The following is an 18,090-nucleotide window of genomic DNA, read 5'->3' on the forward strand; positions in this document are numbered from 1 at the left end:
TCAGCAATTTCAATAAATCGCTGAACCTTTCTCACTAAAAATATTATTTATTATATAGATGGTCCTACTTCAATATTCGCGCTCTTTAACGCCAGTTCCAACACTTCCATTACGTTAATGCTATGTTCTAGTTGTTGTTGAGCAAATGTGTAATCTTTATGTTGGAGGATGTCAGTGATTTTTAAAAATTCATCATACATGCGATGTTTATCTTGATGATCTTTAAACATTTGAACGCCACCATCGTTATATCTTAATTCTATTTCGTTTAGTTCATTGGTTGGACCATTAATTTGTAATGTCGCAACATCGCCTTGTATCGTGGACTGATTTGGTGATGTTGAATCTTTTGCTCCCACACAAACGACTTTCATACTTTCATATTCTAGAATGAGCACCCCTGAAGTATCAATATTTCGTTCTATATTTGGGAAATATGTCACACGAAGAGGCATGCCGAACAATCCAACTGCAAGATGCACGTTGTAAACGTTTAAGTCCATTAATGCTCCGCCACCTTTATCGGGATCGAATACAGGTTGAACTTCTCCTTGTTTAAATTTATCGTAACGAGAAGAATACTGTGAATAGTTGAATTGCACTATTTTACAATGTCCTATTTCTTGCAGTGAATTTTTTAAAGTTTCAAAGTTATTTAAATATAAATTATTAATTGCTTCAATGATGATTACATTATTTTCTTGTGATAATGTTTGTAACGTTTGCAACTCTGCTTTCGTCAATGTGAAGGGTTTTTCACAAATAACATGTTTCTGATGTTCAATGGCCAGCTTTGCAAATTTAAAATGTAAATGGTTAGGTACAGCAAGATAAATAACATCTAACGATTCATCTGTTATAAATTGGGTGAAATCTTCGTATGCATGCTTGATATTATATTGTTTCTGTAATGTTTCAATATTTTGAGGGTTACGGCCGGATGAGACGATGCTGTGAAACGTCACATCTTGCATTTGCTCAAATACTGGTAAAGCTTCTTTTACAATTTTGCCTGCACCAACGATTCCAATGTTCATAATTATTGACCCCTTTTATTTATTTAAGAATAAGATCTTACTCATAATCTTAATCACTCAATCTTATATGTCAATTAATTATCATAAGGTCAATCTGATACTAAAATCATTTTCACTTACAATTCTTTCAACTAAATTATTTGAAAAGCTCTACTAATTTTTCAGCTGCATTTTGTGAAAACATGCGTTCTAAATTGTCTTGTGAGCCTTGAGCACTTTCACGAGAATGTTTATACATTTCTTGTTCATAATATTGAATTGCTGGATATAATGTATCTTTTTGCTTTAGAGCTTCAACAAATAGATACGCATCATATAAAGCTGCATTCACGCCTTCACCTGCGAACGGACTCATGACATGCGCTGCATCACCCATCAATGAAATTGAACCATTACTTTCCCACGTTAAGCTAATTGGTAGTTTATAAATACGTCTAAATAAAATGTCATCATTCATAGATTCTATATATTGTAATAATGAAGCATCCCAGTCATGGAAATCTCTCAATAATTGTTGTTTTAGTTCAGATGGTGACAGTTTCTTATAGTCATCTAATTTATCATAATCCATTCTATATGAAGCATAAACTTTTATTCGTCCATCGCCGTTAAGTTGTGCTAATAAAGCTTGATTTTGATCGAGTGCCATCATTTTCCCGTTTTTATTGTAGGCAGCTAAATCTGGATATTTGTTTTTTACGTCATCTATATTGATTTCTATCATTGAAATTCCAGTATATTCAATATCTGTTGATGTGAGGTAAGGTCTTACTTTAGAAAATGCACCATCTACCCCCATCACAAAATCAAAAATTTGTTTTTCATTTTCATTGAATGTGATTTCTACTTGACCGTTTTTGAATTGCTCTAATGACTTGAACTTATAACCGTATTGAATATGACTTGAATCGATATGTGTTCTGATTAAATCACATAACTCTCCTCTATCAATTTCAGGACGACCGCCTTCACCTTCTGCAGTTTCTTCGTAATAGACTGTACCATCTTTGCCTACAATTTTTGTATCTTCACCATCGTAACGTGCAAGTTTTTTAAATTCTTCCAAAATACCTGCTTCTTTTAATGCAACTTGCCCACTTTCTTCATGAATATCTAGTGAACCGCCTCTCTCACTATTAATAGTCGGTTCTCCTTTTTCAAAAATAGTGAACTGGTATCCTGCATTTTGAAGTAACAATCCGAGCATTAACCCACCAGGGCCACCACCGATAATAGCGATTTTATGGTTTTTATTTACTGCCAATTTTTATCCCTCTCTTTCACTATATAAGTCATCTAAATCGTTTTTCGTTTTTTCTACAAATGCGTCGAATTTTGCTTTTTTCTCTTTATCTTTCATTGCTTCTTTACTTTTTATAATAAATGTCTTAAATAAATCTTGAAGTTGTGCTCTAAAAGCTTTCATTTTTTCAAAGTCCATATTTTTAAATTGTTCTAATCTTTGTAACATGGCGTCATCCATATTTTCAGCTAAAAATGTTTCGCCTTCTTCAGTTATAGAATAAACTTTCTTTTTACCGTCCTTTTCGATAGATACAAACTCTCTATCTTCTAACATTTGTAATATTGGATACACTGAGCCAGGACTTGGTGAATAAAATCCTCTAAATTGTTCTTCTAAATCTTTTATGATTTGATATCCGTGTTTAGACTCGCCTTGTAACATTTTTAAAATAACAAATTGTAAATTACCTTTTTTGAAAAATCTTTCTTTTGCAAATGGTCCTCCGAATCTTTCATGACCTTTGCCAAAACCAAAGCCGTCTTTATCCATTAAACGATGTGCGAATGCTGCTTGTCTTTTTTGAAAATGTCTTTTAAACATATAAATCACCTTTCTTTATTTCGATATATCGAAATAATAAACGATATATCGTTATCAGTCAAGATATATCGTTATCTATTTTCCATTTTTATATAAATTGTTTGCTCAAACACTTGATATGACTTGTTTTTATAGAATGAACAGTGAAATAAATTTTCCACAAATGAGTGAATAGTTAGTTACTTTTTTAAATAGTGCATATTGATATAAAAAAAGAGCCTAAGACAAAAATTTATGTCTCAGACTCTTTGTCAATTAGGTGAGCGTACAAAAACTCTATATGAAAAATCGATTTCTGTCCCACTTAATTTTTTGCATAATTTGAGTGAACCTTTACTTAGCCATTTTGCTTAGCGAAAACTTTACCCATTTCATTTAATTTTTCTGGCGCATCGTGTACTGCCATTTTCACTTCTACTAAGTGCATCTTATCTGTTTCACGTTCTATTTGATCAAATGCAGCTTGAAGTTGTTCACTTGTATTTACATCGTGCACTGATACCGCTTCATCTTCGCCGAATACAGCAGGTAACATTTGATAGTTCCACATTTTAATATCGTTATAGCGAGCTGTTTCTCCGTGAATTTTACGTTCAACTGTATAGCCATCATTGTTTATAACGAAAATCACTGGCTTAATTTGTTCTCTCATCATTGTAGAAATCGCTTGAACTGTTAACTGTAGTGAACCGTCACCAATGAGTAATAAATTACGACGTGTTGTATCTGCAATTTGTGAACCTAAAGTTGATGGTAACGTATAACCGATTGAGCCCCATAATGGTTGACCTATAAACGTATTACTGCGGCTTAATGTTAGGTCATATGCACCAAAGAACGATGTCCCTTGTTCTGCAAGAATAACATCATCTGGTTGTATAAACGTTTGCATCATTTTGAAATACGTTTCTTGTGTTAAAGCATTGTTATTCAATTCAAAATCTTGATTTTCAACACGTTGATATTGTGGGAAATCTGAATCATTTTTGTAATCCATATTGTTTAGTCCTTCTAATAATTCTGGAAGTGCAATATGATCTGCAGTTGTTTCATTCATTTTGAAATTACGATGATTCAACATCACAACATCATCTAAATCAAATTCGTATGAGAAACCAGCTGTTGCTGAATCTGTCAATTTAGCGCCGATATTTAATATCGCATCACTTTGGTCAACGTATTCTCGAACTTGGTCTTCTGCCAATACGCCATCATAAATACCAATATAGTATGGACTTTCTTCGTTGAATGCACCTTTTCCTAGTGATAATTGAGCGACTGGAATTTGTTTTTCTCGTGCAAAGCGTTCTAATTGATCATGTAAATCAAAACTATTAATCTCATGGCCCGCAATAATCACAGGTTTAGATGCACTTTGTAATTTCTCGTGCACCATTTCTATATAACGGTCAATATCATTACTTTCTGTTGATGATAATTGGAATGATTCTTTAACTTCGATTTCTTCACCTGCTACATCTATAGGTAAGTGAATGTGCACAGGTCTGCGTTCATTATACGCTGCTTCAAGCACTCTTGGAATTTCAGTCTGTGCATTTTCAGGTGTAATATAAGCTTGTGTAGTTGTAATCGGTTCATACATTTTGCGGTAATCATCAAAGTTACCTTCACCTAAAGAATGGTGTACATATTTTCCAGCATTTTCAACAGCTCTTGTAGGCGCACCTGTAATTTGAATAACAGGTATACGTTCTGCATATGATCCTGCAATACCATTAACTGCACTTAATTCTCCGACACCAAATGTCGTAATCATAGCAGCCATACCATTGATACGTGCATATCCATCTGCTGCATAACTTGCGTTTAATTCGTTTGTGTTACCTACCCATTGCATATCTTGTCTATCAATAACATCATCTAAAAATGCTAAATTAAAGTCACCAGGAACTCCGAAAATCTTATCTATGTCTAACGCGTGAATACAATCTAATAAATATTGTCCTACTCGTTTTTTCATATTATCATTCCCCTTCATAAGAACTTCTTACATTATCAAGGTATCGTATTTAATAAATAAGGTCAATAATATTGACTTATATTGCGTCCCTTCTTACTTTTTCATCTCTAGTTGATGTACTAAATGCGTTAACATTTCATTATTTGGCGTAGGGATATCAAACGCTTTACCATATTCAACTATTTGTCCGTTGAGATAGTCAACTTCTGTTAAACGGCCCTTGTATAAATCTTGGTGCATTGAAGGATAATGTAAACCTTGAGCTTCGATAGGATAAGCATTTTCTATTTTTTCTACCAACTCATCTACTGACAATGACACGCCTTTTTGCTTAGTCACTTCAACAATTTCTTCAATAATAGGAGTAATCATTTTACGAGCATTAGTATATTGCGCAAATTCATTTATTGTTTTGTCTAGAATTGTGCATAGCGGATTTAATACACTATTTAATGTCGCCTTAGACCATATAGAATGAAATACGTTGTCACTAATTTTAGAGTTGAGCTGTGCGTAGTTGAATATATTATTAATCTTTTCAGTACGATCATCGGCATGCCCATCTGCACGTTGCAATTCAATTGTGCCTGTACCTTCTAATAGCAACTGTCCAGGGCCTCTAAGACCAGCCGTCCACATTGTTACAGCAAGGAATACTTGTTTCATAGGTACAATTTTTGAAAATCGTTCATCATGTCCTAGTCCATTCATCATCGTTAATATAGCAGTATCATCTTGGATAGCATCTACATTCAGTAAATCGTTAATCATACGTTCCGATTCCATCGCCTTAGTCAAAATAATGACTAAATCAAATTGTTCTGACACATCTTCTGGATGTTTCGCTTTAATGTCTACTGTGTAAGTTTCAGTTTCTGTCTGAATTTCAAGACCATTATTGTTGATTTGTTGCACATGATCTTCCCAATAATCTATTAAAGTTACATCATAACCAGCATTAGCAATGTGTGTTCCAATACGACCACCCATTGCGCCAGCACCAGCAATAGCAATTTTGTTCATCATATCACTCCTCTTTATATTTATAGTAGAACTAATAATTTTACACTTCAACAATCCGAACTGAACGTTACTTTAATACAATGCGTTTACGTCCGAACGTTGTTTAAAAATACGAATCATTGGAAAGTAAAAACCCATTAAAAAGATTTTATTAAAATCCTTTTAATGGGCTTAATATCAGAAACTAATATCCTCAACTATTCTTTTATTTGTTTACTTCATTTTTCAAATATTTAACTTCGTGGAAGCCTGGACGATGTGAGGCGAATTCTTCCATGATGGCATACCAATCATTGCCAACTTTTTTCTGAATATCCTGGAACAAATCATTTTGAGCTTTATTGAGTTCTTTCACTAATTTTGTCCCTTTGGCAGTCGGATATAACACTTTAACACGTTTATCATATTCAGACGTTTTTTCTTCAATATAAGCTTCATCTCTTAATTTTTTTAATGAAGCATGACTGCCTTGTTTAGAAATTTCCATACTCTTTAACAAATCTTTAATTGTAATGCCTGGTACTTTTTCTATAAAAAACAAAAAACGATGATGTTGTCGGTTCAATCCATGTTGTTCTATAATTTCGTCAGCTGTATTGATAAAAGTTTTATAGGCAAAATAAAACAATAGATTTTCATAGTCGTTATTGTCTAATGTCATCATCCACATTCCTTTAAAAATTTTTGTTATTATTTTGACTTTTCATCTTGTAATTGCATCATTTGATCTGCTTTATCTGTAAAAATACCATCTACACCCCAATTTTTTAATTGGTTCGCACGTGTTTTTTTGTTAACAGTCCAAACGTTAAGTTGATATCCAGCATCTTTAATCATCTTCACGCGCTTTTCTGTTAAGCGTGCGTCTTCAATATTGACGATTTGAGAGTCACAAAAATCCATAATTGTGCGCCAGTCATCTTTAAAAGCTGCTGTCTTAAATAATACAGCTCTTGGGTATTCCGACATATATTGCTTTGATAAATGTACTAATGGAATATTAAAGCTAGAAATTAATACTTTTAAACTGTTATCAAGTTGTTTAAGTTTTTCAGAAACTTGGCGTACCATTTCTTCGGATAGTTGTGGTCCATTCGGTCCAGAAACGCCTTTTAATTCAACATTCAAATTCATTTTTTTATCATTAGCTAAAGCAATAATATCTTCAAATGTCGGTAGTTTTTCATTTTCAAATTCATCACTAAACCATAAACCTGCTGAACTTTGTTGCATTTGAGACCAGTTTAGCTGTGTAATTTCTCCTACCATATCCGTTGTACGATCTAAATAATCATCATGAATAATGAGTAACCGTTTATCTTTTGTTATTGCTACATCTAATTCTAACCAATTTAATTCTTTTATATCTGCTGCAGCATGAAATGAAGCAAGCGTATTTTCAGGGGCTTTACTCGGTAACCCTCTATGACCATAAACCGTAAACATAACGCCACTCCTTTATAATGAATTTATAGTTATTATGATATGAAACCTCAGATTTTACAACTTATCTAACGTAGATTTACTCGAAATCTTTAAAATAAGCTAATAAAGATTTTCTTGTTTCCGCAATGACAGGTATGGCTATGTTCTTTGCTTTATAACCAATGCCTATCGTACGTGTAGCATCATGGTTTTTTATAGGTATTTGCTTTAAATTAGGAATTTGTATTTCTCTTAAATGCGGTAATATGGACACACCTAAATCTGAACTAATAAATGCAGCGATGGTTATAATTTCATCACCTTCAAAGCTGATTTGAGGCTGTAACTGGTATGATTTTAAAATATCATCTACTTGCTTTCGTAACGAGAAACCTTTTTTCAATAAAATAAAATTTTCATCACGTAATGCATTTATTTCAATTTGATTATAGTTCGAAAATGGATGCGTTTCATTAATCGTAATATACAATTTTTCAGTAATTAACGGTTCAAAGATTGTGTTTGGATCTTTATTAACTAACGACGTTATTACAATATCAGCTTCACCATCGTCTAGCATTTTCAATAATTTATTAGCATGATTTTGAACGAGTTTTAATCGAATATTGGGATATTGTTTTTTAAATGTTTTCAGAAATTCTGACATATAACCTGCTCCAACTGAATGCAAAAAGCCAATTGTGAGTTCACCAGAGTATTCGTCTGTTGCATTTGAAATATTTGTTTGAAAAATAGCCATCTCATCTAAAATATTATTCACCGTTATTAAAAAAGATTTACCATAGTTGCTCAATGTAATCGCTCGTCCTGTACGATGAAATAATGGCACACCGAGTTCCGTTTCCAAATGTTTAATCGCTCTACTCAAGGCCGATTGACTGACCATTAATTGTTCAGCTGATAATGACATATTTTCAGTATTCGCAAGATGTTTAAAGTATTCAAGGTGATGCCACTCCATCTTACCCCTCCTTATGTACGAAACGCATAGATATCATGATTATTATGCATTTTTTTAATCCTTAGTTCCATGCTACCATAAAACTAACAATTATAGAGAAGGATGACACAGATGGAATTAGCCAACGAACTTCGCGCAACAAAAGGGACAAAGGCGTATACGCGAATTATTATCGCCTTATTTATTTCAGGTTTCACCATATTTTCAATATTATACAGTGTTCAACCTTTGATACCTCATTTCACGAAAGCGTTCCATGTTAGTGAAACATTATCCAGTTTGGCACTATCAACAACTACGTTAACGCTCGCCATAGCAATGCTCTTTTTCGGAGCGATATCCGAAGTCCTTGGTCGTAAACCTGTAATGATATTCTCAGTAATTTCTGTTTCGATACTGGCTTTAATACAAGCATTTGTCACAGATTTTAATGTATTTCTTATTATCAGATTTATACAAGGTATTTGTTTAGCAGGTCTACCTTCGATTGCCATGGCCTACATTGGTGAAGAAATCTCAGTTACGAATTTACCTGAAGCAATGGGCATCTACATTAGTGGTAATGCAGTCGGCGGTGCATTTGGTAGAATATTTACTGCCTATATTTCAAGTATATATGGTTATCAAGTCGGTCTTGGTGCAATTGGTATTATCAGTGTAGTGGCTGCAATACTTTTTATTATTTTAGTGCCAGCTTCAAAGAATTTTGAAAAGCAAAGTTTTTCAATATCTACTTTACTGAAAAGTTATAGCCATCATCTGAAGAATAAACGTCTCTTAAAACCATTTGCGCTAGGTTTTTTATTACTTGGTTGTAATATAGCAGCTTTTAACTATATTGGTTTTGTATTGGGTCACAAACCATACAACATGTCAGAAAGTATGATTAGTTTAATTTATCTATTATTTTTAATTGGCATGATGTCTTCTATTTTAAATGCGAAGTTACGTGCTAAATTAGGCACTTTAAACGCATTAAAATTTTGCATACTTTTATTGATTTTTGGTGTATGGGTGACGATGTTACCATTCCTAATATTTAAAATACTTGGACTCGCATTTTCAGTGTATGCATTTTTCAGTGGACACTCTATCGCGAGCTCTATCGTTGCGACACGTGCAGAACATCATAAAGCTCAAGCATCTAGCCTTTATTTACTATTTTATTACATCGGTTCATCGGTCGGCGGTACATTAGCTGGAGTATTTTATAATTTCATACAATGGCCGGGCGTAGTATTAATGATTACTTTATTTATGGTTTGTGCATTCATTATTGCATTAACTATTAAAAGTGAATAAATCAATTTGTCTTATTAAATAAATTTAAGAGGTTGGAAGTGGGACAGAAATCGAATTTTCTAATAGAGATTTCGTAGTCACAATAGGTGACAAAGAAGCTGAGACAACTATTTTGCCTCAGCCTCAACCTCTCTTTTGATTATTAACTTTTAGCTAAATACATATCATAATCAAATTCCATAATATCATTGGTCATGATCACTTGCGTATTTAAACTATCCTCGAGGTAATCTCGAACTTCATCAATGTCATCTATGTTAGATTGTTCTAAGTGGTTCATTTCAAGGACGATAAACCTTACTGAATTAATAGTCGCATCGACGTGTTTTGTTAACTTTTCAGCAAAAATACTTACACTTTCTTTATACTGGTAATCAGGCATTGCGACTACTCTAGAATAGATAGGATCATTTGAATTATTTCTCAAATAAAACAATGTGTTCCCTCTACTATAGCGAATAATCATAAACATATAACGACACCCTCTATAGATTGATTTACTAATCTATATACATTTTACACCCTTTTTAAACATAAAATTTTCAAATTTTACGCAATTTGTTTACAACAATAGTCTTCAATCTCACTCTTATAAATTATTATCTAATGTGTGTTATAACTTTATATTATATATCAATATATAAAGTATGAGTATTGTTCGTACGACTCTCTATGTATATGAACAAATACAATATAATTAATATAAAGAAAACCAACCCGAAAGAAATTAATCTTTCGGGTTGGTTTTTATTTATATCTTAGACTTAAAACGAATTATACGTTGTTAAGTTGTAATTCACTAGCACTTGCTTGACGTACTTGTCTTAATAACGCTTCGTCTTCGATTAATGATTTACCATATGATGGAATCATTTTTTGAATTTCTGGAGTCCATTTATCCATGTACTCTGGGAAGTTCTTTTCAAGTACTTCTAATGCTACAGAAACTGAAGTAGAAGCCCCTGGTGATTCACCTAATAATGCAATCACTGAATGGTCTTTAGAATTAACGACTTCTGTACCAAATTGGATATAACCTCTACCGTGTTCTTTTGTATCTTTGATAACTTGAACACGTTTACCTGCAACGTGGATATCCCAATCTTCATCTTTAGCATCTGGAACGAATCTACGTAATTCTTTCATGCGATCTTCTTTTTTAGCTAATACTTCTTGAATAGAGTATTTAACTAATGGGAAGTTTTTGAATGCTGAAGATACCATTGTTAACACATTGCTTGGATTGATTGATTTAAATAAGTCCAAGTTAGAGCCGTTTTTCAAGAATTTAGGGCCGATTGCTGCGAACGGACCAAATAATAATGAATTATGGTCTTGAATATAACGTCTATCTAAATGTGGTACTGTCATTGGTGGTGTGCCTGGTGGCTCTTTACCATAAACTTTGGCTTCGTGTTTAGCAACAACTTCTGGGTTGTTACAAACTAGGAATGCACCACTAATTGGGAATCCACCTAAGTGTTTGCTTTCTGGGATACCAGTTTTTTGTAGTAATGGAATTGCATGTCCACCTGCACCGATGAAGATATAATCAGCGATATGGTGTTCAATCTTCTTCGTTCTAAGATCTTTGATTTTAGCTTCCCATTTGCCATCTTTACGACGGTTGAAATCAAGAACTTCGTGTTTATAATACATATCGATGTTATCTTGCTTTGCTAAATTGCTAGCCATCTTTCTAGTTAATTCACCAAAGTTAACATCTGTACCTTCATTGATTTTACTTGCCGCGATTGTTTCGTTAGGATCACGGCCTTCCATCATTAAAGGCATCCATTCTTTAATTTTGTTGTGGTCTTCTGTGTATTCGATTTCTTTGAACATTGGAACAGTTGATAACGCTTCAAAACGTTTCTTCAAGAAGTTCACGTTGCGTGGCCCTTGCACAAAGCTAATATGTGGTAAAGGACGGATAAATTCTTGTGGGTTTTGAATTTGGTTACTCTTTACTAAGTGAGACCAAAATTGTTTAGAAATCTCGAATTCCTCGTTGATTTCTTTTGCTTTTTCTACGTCTACTGAACCATCTTTTTGTTCAACTGTATAGTTCAACTCACATAATGCGGCATGTCCAGTTCCGGCATTATTTCGTTCGTTTGAACTTTCAATTGCGGGTTTTTCTAGTCTTTCAAATAATTTAATATTCCAATCTGGTGCTAAGTCTTTAATAAATGAACCAAATGTCGTACTTAACACTCCGGCGCCGATTAAAATGACGTCTTTAGATTCTGAATTACTCATTATTTACCACCTTTCTATTTTTACTAAGATAGCTATAGCTAATTGATAAATAATAATGACCTTGACGTCTTTATTATAGAAATTCACTATAAGCGTACTATACGTACAATACCCCTTCATAAATATGATAAATCAACGTCATACAATTGTAAAATAGAGATTAATTTCACGCCTAAAATAATTTTTGGCTTACTATAATGTAGTTAGCTTTCCTCTGATTTGATAATAATATTGTCTATTAAACGTGCTTGCGTAAATTTAACCGCTAACGAAATAAATATACTGCCTGAAATATGCGACTGTTCTACAAGTTCTGGATAACTATAAATTGCGACAGTTTCAATATCAGCACTTGTGTGCGCTTTAATATAAGCAGTCGTTTCTGCAATAATCTTATCGCTATTACGTTCGCCATCTTCATATAGTGAGTGCGCTAACTTTAAACTTTGATAAAGATGTGGCGCTTCCGTTCTTTCTTGTTCAGTAAGATAAACATTACGTGAACTTTTAGCTAAACCGTCCGCTTCTCGTATTATATCTATAGGAACGATTTGTACTTGTTGATTAAAGTCATCGACCATTTTTTCTACAATTGCTAATTGTTGAGCATCCTTTTTACCAAAGTACGCACGCTGTGGACGTACAATATTAAATAATTTATTCACAACTGTGACAACGCCATCAAAGTGTCCAGGTCGTTGTTTACCTTCAAGTACAGTCGCCAACTCTCCAGCTTTAACTTCGATTGTTGGTCTTTCCGGATACATTTCTTGTTCACTCGGATAAAATACATAATCGACCCCAACACTTTGAGCTTTTTCAAAATCACTATCGATATCTCTTGGATAGTTGTCTAAATCTTCATTTGGACCAAATTGAAGAGGATTAACAAAGATACTCACTACAGTAATGTCATTTTCGGATGCAGATTGCTTCATCATCTCTAAATGTCCTTCATGTAGTGACCCCATCGTTGGAACAAACCCTATTGATTTACCTTGTTGATGATAACGTTGTGATATTAAATTCATAGTTCGAATGGTAGTAATTAATTCAGTCATTATGATTCCTCACCTAACACTTGTTTTTTATAAGTATGCGCTTCATCTGGAAATGCATTAGCTTTAACTTCTTTATTATATTGAGCAAGTGCATCCACGCCCGATGAAAAATCTCCAAAGCGTTTTACAAATTTAGGCTGATGATCGACACCGTAATTCACAACGTCATGGTAAACTAATACTTGTCCGTCTGTGCCTTTACCTGCACCTATACCGATAACTGGAATCGTTAATTTATGAGCAATTTCCTCTGCTAAATCACTAGGAACAGCCTCTAATACCACCATCACTGCACCTGCTTCTTCAACAGTAATGGCATCGTTAATTAATTGTTGTGCTGCTTCTTTTGTCGAAGCTTGCATTTTGTAGCCCGTGATACCAACTGTTTGTGGCGTTAGGCCTAAATGAGATACGACAGGAATTCCGATATTCGTACAATTTCTAATATGTTCAGTGAGATAGGAGCCTTCCATCTTAATCGCATTTGCTTCTGTCTCTTGATATAACTTAACTGCATATTCAAGATCTTTAGAACTACTAATACCAACTGCACCAAATGGTACATCGACGACTGTAAATGTGTCAGGCGCCCCTCTTTTCACCGCTTTCGCATGATGAATCATATCACTCATCGTTACTTGAACTGTACTCTCATAACCTAGTACCGTCATACCAAGTGAATCTCCGACTAATATAATGTCAATTCCAGCTTCTTGAGCTTGTTTTGCACTCGGATAATCATATGCTGTTAACATTGAAATCTTTTCTTGTTCTTCTTTCATCGTGATGAATTGTTTTATTGTTTTCAATTAAAATCCCACCCATAATTTGTTATATTTTTAATAATATCCATATATTAACAAACTATACATAAAAAGGAATGACAATATGACTCAAATTGCAATTATTGGTCCTGGTGCAGTAGGTAGTACGATTGCTAAAGATTTACAAGAGAAATATAACAACGTCCACTTACTCGGTCGTTCGAATAAACAACTGAACTATCACTCATATGAAACGCCTGATCAAACTTCGACATTACAAGTAACTGCAATCAATGATTTCTCAAAAGTTGTTGATATATTAATCATAGCCGTAAAAATCCCTCAACTTCAGAACGTCTTATCACAAATAAATCATTTAATTGGTTCCCATACTACTATTATTCTCGCTCAAAATGGCTATGGCCAACTAGGTCATATTAAACACCCAAATGTCTATCAAGCTGTCGTATATATAAGTGGTCAGAAACAAGAGAATCACATCACACATTTTCAAGATCATACTCTGATTATGGACAATAATTCACGTACTCAACAGTTATTTGAGATTGCTCAGAATACTAAATTATCTATTGAATTGACCGATCAAATAGAAGAAAAAATTTGGTATAAATTACTCGTTAATTCAGGTATTAATACAATAACTGCTTTGACACAACAACCCGTCAAAGTGATGGAAAAGCCAAATATGAAACAGTTGTGCAATCAATTACTTAACGAAGGCATCTCTATTGCAAAAGCTGAAGGAATAGTGTTGGAACCTTCCACCGTCAGTGACATTATGGATATTTATGAGAGCTATCCTCCTGAAATGGGAACGAGCATGTATTACGATATGTTAGCACAACGACCAACTGAAATTGATGGTATCCAAGGATTCTTATATCAATGTGCACGAAAACATCAACTACACACACCGATACTTGATACTGTTTATACTTTACTGTTGGCCCAACAACCGGAAGAGTAGGATGATAGTCTCTATAGGGAAGTTGAAATACTTATTTGAAGATTGATTTATAGTTTTTGAAACCAACCACATCATTAATTAAAATGAATAAAATTTAATGCTACTATTTAGTAGAGGTGGTTAAAAATGTTTTTAGCAAAATTAGAATGTTATAACTGTAAAAAAGAAATCGACGACAATGAAGACATCATGATTGCCATAAATAATAAGGATTTAAAGGGAATAACAAACGTAAAACAATGGGCAAAGAATCAAAAAGTTTATTGTTCACAGTGTTCTAAAAAATAGTTTTTACCAAACTGATATGTATGTATTACAAAATTTAAAACGTGTAGCTTATAACTGTCGGCAATAAATTCCTCTTATCAGCAGTTTTTTGGGAATGGGACAGAAATCAAATCTTCTAATAGAGATTTCGTAATCCCATCCCAGCAAGGACGACTAGGAGTGGAAAAGCTTGATATAATCGCCTTTTCAATTCAGTCACCTACTGCCTAATTGACAAAGAGTCTGAGACATTTGTTTGGTCTCAGACTCTTTGTTTTACTTTATCCTATTATAGCTTACTCAATAACAGCATTTAAAGCGGCGTTAAATTGTGCTTTAGACACTTCGTTGACGTTTAATTTTTGGCTCTCTAAACGTTGGTCGAATGCTTCTTTACTTTCAAAGATATACGTTAAAGTTTCGTTTAAGTTAGGTAATTCATTCACTTTAGAGAATAAATTGGTCGGTGACGTAACGTTACGATTATGAGCTATTTCCTTATAACCAAGGATAAGCATGTCGTTGTCGAATGCTTTTTGTACGGCACCTACAATTTCTTTGCCTTCATTAATATCTAAAAAGACGTCACATGTCTTATATAGTTTCTGTATTTTATCATTTGTAATCGTTGGATACAGTTTGACATTAGGGTGTTGCTCTAAGTTCATCAACTTAGAAGACATCTCTGTAACTGCAGCTATGTGGAATGTAATATTCGGTGATGTCATAACAATTGTTTCAATATGTTCAATTTGATCCGAATTTGTCATGATTAATGCATTTTCCGAATGTTGGTTTTTCTTGTCATATTTAAACAGATAACCTGATGGGCGTATAAATTTCTTCTCTGAATCTTGTGTATAGTTCATCAACGTTTGATATTCTAAACGGCTTGGCACATTCACTTTAAACTTGCGTCTCATCTCGTTATTAAAAATCATTTTCATATTGCCAGGAATGACACCGTTACTTTGTTCTTGCCAAAACAGAACGTCTTCACCTTTTGTTTCGAGGTTGTATAACACGCCAAATGAAGTCGCAAGTGAATTAATAATAAATCCATCCATTTCGATATTTAATTGCTCAATATAAAACAAAATAAAAGCAACTTCAGAATCAAAGAAATATGTTTGACCTTCCCAATCTAGTACAACATCACGTGTGACGTAATTCTCATAGATAATTTCTTTGCCGTTTCTATCCATATATTTTTTCAAAATAGCTTTACCTTTTTTATCATATACCGTTTGCGCATATTTAATACCTGTTTTTGTATAATGGTCAACAAAACGCACAACTTTGTCTTTATCGTACCATTCAACACGCTGAACAATTCTCGGTTTATCATTAGGGCGATAGCAAATTTTCCCACGTTTTTCGCCTAACTCTTTAATCCACGCTTCATCGTTATTCCCTTCAATTTCCCAAAATCTAGGTACTTCGATTTCGTTAAAAAATCTTGGTTTATCTTGAGGTGAAACGAGATTATGTGCGAAGAATCGATACGGGGACATTACCTCATCAGGTAGAAAGCCGTCATCATGTAGCACAATCGTCGGATTGTTGTGCCCTGCAAGTTGTAATGATTTATATAGCAGTTCAGTTTTAGCATCAAAATAATCAAATAAATTAATCATGGAGCACCTCTTTAATTAGATTTTTCCATTTTTTCACGATTTTAGTAGTTTTAAATGGCTCAGCTATTTCATATGAAGTTTCATGCGACTGCTTTAAACCTTTATTGAAATAGTTAACCATATGTTTAGCTAAACAGTTTACAATGACCTCGTTACTGTCTTCATCTAAATCAATTGGAATTAAATAGCCATTTCCTTTATGACGAATAAATGTTGGATTTCCATAATTTACATCAAATCCAATCATACTCAATCCTGAACCGACCGCTTCCATCAACGTTAAACCAAAGCCTTCACTCGTCGATGCAGAAACAAATAGTTCATAATTTACATAAACATCGTCTAAATTGACGTGACCTAACAATTTAATGTAATCATTGGCGTCATTTTCTTCAATGATACGCGCAATATTACCTTTTTCTCCACCTTCACCATAAATATCAAAGGTAAGTTCCGGAACTTGTTTTTTCGCTTTTATAGCTGCACGCACGAGCCAATCAATATGCTTCTCATTTGCTAAGCGTGAAGCTGTAATCATCGCATAAGGATTACGACGTTTTTTAGATTTTTTCAATTGATCTAAACTGCCAACTGGTATCGTTCGAATGCGAGGAATATAACCGACGTATTGTTCGAACTGTTTACTTAAAATATCGTTTTGTAAATCTGTCGCCGTTATGAAGAAATCAATCTCATGCGCATTTGAAAACTGATATTCATAATAATTATTCCATAGAATATGTTGTTTATTTTGGATGCTCTTACTGAAATGTTCGGCATGTACAACGACACCAATTTTGCTTTGACCTTTATTCTGCAACACTGACTGACCAATCTTAGAAGCTCTATCTAAAATTAAAATATCTTGGTTCGTCAGCTCTAGTTTTTGAATAAAATAACCTACAAATGCTTCTTTACTGTAGAGTTTCGCATCTTTAAAAGCATAAACGCTCGAATCACCATCGATGTATTCATTATAAACAATCGATCCATCTTCGTTATAGAATTGGCGCATGTAAAGTTTCGCTTTATTATCATGCGGAGCGTAATATTCTGAAAAGATCCTCACATAACTGTAAAAATCCTTTCTAATGAGCATGCCATTAACAACAAATTCCGCACGATCTACAATATCTTTCTCCTGATCCTTTAAATAACACGTCACAAACGTCTGTGCATTATTTAAAAATAAACGCTTTATCTTTCCTTTTTGTTCAGTTTTGGTCACTTTATTTCCTAAACTTGCGATGACATCTTCAACCGTATATGTTGTCGGAGCTATCTTTATATCAGAAAAATATTGATACAACCAAATGACTTCATCATCTTTAAATCCAAGATTTTGCGTTAACGTTTGTATATTTTCAGATTGAATAAAGTCTAAAAATATGAATTTCATGTCATGTTTCGTATTCCTCAACAACTTAGCACGGTATGCTTGAGCATATTCAACACCACTACTGGCCCAACCTATACCAAAGTTTATATTATAAATTGTCATCTCAGTACACCTCA

The 18,090-nt window shown here is 33.6% G+C and carries 16 protein-coding genes and 1 pseudogene; 3 read left to right on the plus strand and 14 right to left on the minus strand.

The window, feature by feature from the left end; all coding sequences use genetic code 11:
- Window positions 1-50 precede the first annotated feature (50 nt).
- From QQM35_RS02280 to QQM35_RS02315, 8 genes are all read right to left on the minus strand, one after another.
- A complete protein-coding gene (locus QQM35_RS02280; RefSeq protein WP_342610463.1) occupies window positions 51-1,037 on the minus strand; it encodes a Gfo/Idh/MocA family oxidoreductase in 987 nt (328 codons plus the stop codon).
- A gap of 136 nt (window positions 1,038-1,173) precedes the next feature.
- Window positions 1,174-2,301 carry an FAD-dependent oxidoreductase gene (locus QQM35_RS02285; RefSeq protein ID WP_285813482.1) on the minus strand — a complete coding sequence of 376 codons (1,128 nt, stop codon included), beginning with the start codon at window positions 2,299-2,301 and terminating at the stop codon, window positions 1,174-1,176.
- A 3-nt stretch (window positions 2,302-2,304) separates the two neighbouring features.
- A complete protein-coding gene (locus tag QQM35_RS02290; protein WP_418129056.1) occupies window positions 2,305-2,883 on the minus strand; it encodes a PadR family transcriptional regulator in 579 nt (192 codons plus the stop codon).
- A 337-nt stretch (window positions 2,884-3,220) separates the two neighbouring features.
- The gene (locus tag QQM35_RS02295) at window positions 3,221-4,864 is read right to left on the minus strand and encodes an alpha-keto acid decarboxylase family protein (protein ID WP_251517165.1); all 1,644 of its coding nucleotides are present in this window, start codon (window positions 4,862-4,864) and stop codon (window positions 3,221-3,223) included.
- 93 nt (window positions 4,865-4,957) lie between these two features.
- Window positions 4,958-5,887, minus strand: coding sequence for a ketopantoate reductase family protein (locus QQM35_RS02300; RefSeq protein ID WP_251519038.1), 930 nt, complete (start codon window positions 5,885-5,887; stop codon window positions 4,958-4,960).
- Window positions 5,888-6,092: 205 nt separating this feature from the next.
- Window positions 6,093-6,548, minus strand: a complete 456-nt coding sequence (locus tag QQM35_RS02305; RefSeq protein ID WP_251519036.1) for a MarR family winged helix-turn-helix transcriptional regulator — start codon at window positions 6,546-6,548, stop codon at window positions 6,093-6,095.
- 29 nt (window positions 6,549-6,577) lie between these two features.
- The gene (locus QQM35_RS02310; RefSeq protein ID WP_251517162.1) at window positions 6,578-7,333 is read right to left on the minus strand and encodes a glycerophosphoryl diester phosphodiesterase; all 756 of its coding nucleotides are present in this window, start codon (window positions 7,331-7,333) and stop codon (window positions 6,578-6,580) included.
- A gap of 76 nt (window positions 7,334-7,409) precedes the next feature.
- Window positions 7,410-8,294: a LysR family transcriptional regulator gene (locus tag QQM35_RS02315; RefSeq protein WP_251517159.1), complete on the minus strand. Its 885-nt coding sequence runs from the start codon at window positions 8,292-8,294 to the stop codon at window positions 7,410-7,412.
- A 111-nt stretch (window positions 8,295-8,405) separates the two neighbouring features.
- Here QQM35_RS02315 and QQM35_RS02320 point away from each other — a divergent pair, with 111 nt between their 5' ends.
- Window positions 8,406-9,596, plus strand: coding sequence for an MFS transporter (locus QQM35_RS02320; RefSeq protein WP_251517156.1), 1,191 nt, complete (start codon window positions 8,406-8,408; stop codon window positions 9,594-9,596).
- 142 nt (window positions 9,597-9,738) lie between these two features.
- On the opposite strand, the gene QQM35_RS02325 is transcribed toward QQM35_RS02320, so the two are convergent.
- From QQM35_RS02325 to panB, 4 genes and pseudogenes are all read right to left on the minus strand, one after another.
- On the minus strand, window positions 9,739-10,068 hold the full coding sequence (locus QQM35_RS02325) for a hypothetical protein (RefSeq protein ID WP_251517154.1): 330 nt from the start codon (window positions 10,066-10,068) through the stop codon (window positions 9,739-9,741).
- A gap of 302 nt (window positions 10,069-10,370) precedes the next feature.
- Window positions 10,371-11,858 carry a malate dehydrogenase (quinone) gene (gene mqo, locus QQM35_RS02330; protein WP_251517152.1) on the minus strand — a complete coding sequence of 496 codons (1,488 nt, stop codon included), beginning with the start codon at window positions 11,856-11,858 and terminating at the stop codon, window positions 10,371-10,373.
- A gap of 203 nt (window positions 11,859-12,061) precedes the next feature.
- The gene (gene panC, locus QQM35_RS02335) at window positions 12,062-12,919 is read right to left on the minus strand and encodes a pantoate--beta-alanine ligase (RefSeq protein WP_251517150.1); all 858 of its coding nucleotides are present in this window, start codon (window positions 12,917-12,919) and stop codon (window positions 12,062-12,064) included.
- Window positions 12,912-13,728: pseudogene (panB, locus tag QQM35_RS02340) on the minus strand (3-methyl-2-oxobutanoate hydroxymethyltransferase). The gene panC and the pseudogene panB overlap by 8 nt, the downstream one beginning before the upstream one ends.
- A 79-nt stretch (window positions 13,729-13,807) precedes the next feature.
- On the opposite strand from panB, the gene QQM35_RS02345 reads away from it, so the two are divergent.
- Both QQM35_RS02345 and QQM35_RS02350 read left to right on the plus strand, forming a co-directional pair.
- Window positions 13,808-14,671, plus strand: coding sequence for an oxidoreductase (locus QQM35_RS02345; protein WP_251517146.1), 864 nt, complete (start codon window positions 13,808-13,810; stop codon window positions 14,669-14,671).
- A 126-nt stretch (window positions 14,672-14,797) separates the two neighbouring features.
- Entirely contained in the window at window positions 14,798-14,959 is a 162-nt protein-coding gene (locus tag QQM35_RS02350) for a hypothetical protein (protein WP_251517145.1), read from the plus strand.
- A gap of 275 nt (window positions 14,960-15,234) precedes the next feature.
- Here the strand turns inward: QQM35_RS02350 and gtfB are convergent, their stop codons facing one another.
- The gene (gene gtfB / locus QQM35_RS02355) at window positions 15,235-16,575 is read right to left on the minus strand and encodes an accessory Sec system glycosylation chaperone GtfB (RefSeq protein WP_251517143.1); all 1,341 of its coding nucleotides are present in this window, start codon (window positions 16,573-16,575) and stop codon (window positions 15,235-15,237) included.
- Entirely contained in the window at window positions 16,568-18,076 is a 1,509-nt protein-coding gene (gtfA, locus tag QQM35_RS02360) for an accessory Sec system glycosyltransferase GtfA (RefSeq protein ID WP_251517141.1), read from the minus strand. The genes gtfB and gtfA overlap by 8 nt, the downstream gene beginning before the upstream one ends.
- Between the last annotated feature and the right edge of the window lie 14 nt (window positions 18,077-18,090).

It is taken from the genome of Staphylococcus hsinchuensis, from assembly GCF_038789205.1.
Lineage (GTDB): Bacteria > Bacillota > Bacilli > Staphylococcales > Staphylococcaceae > Staphylococcus > Staphylococcus hsinchuensis.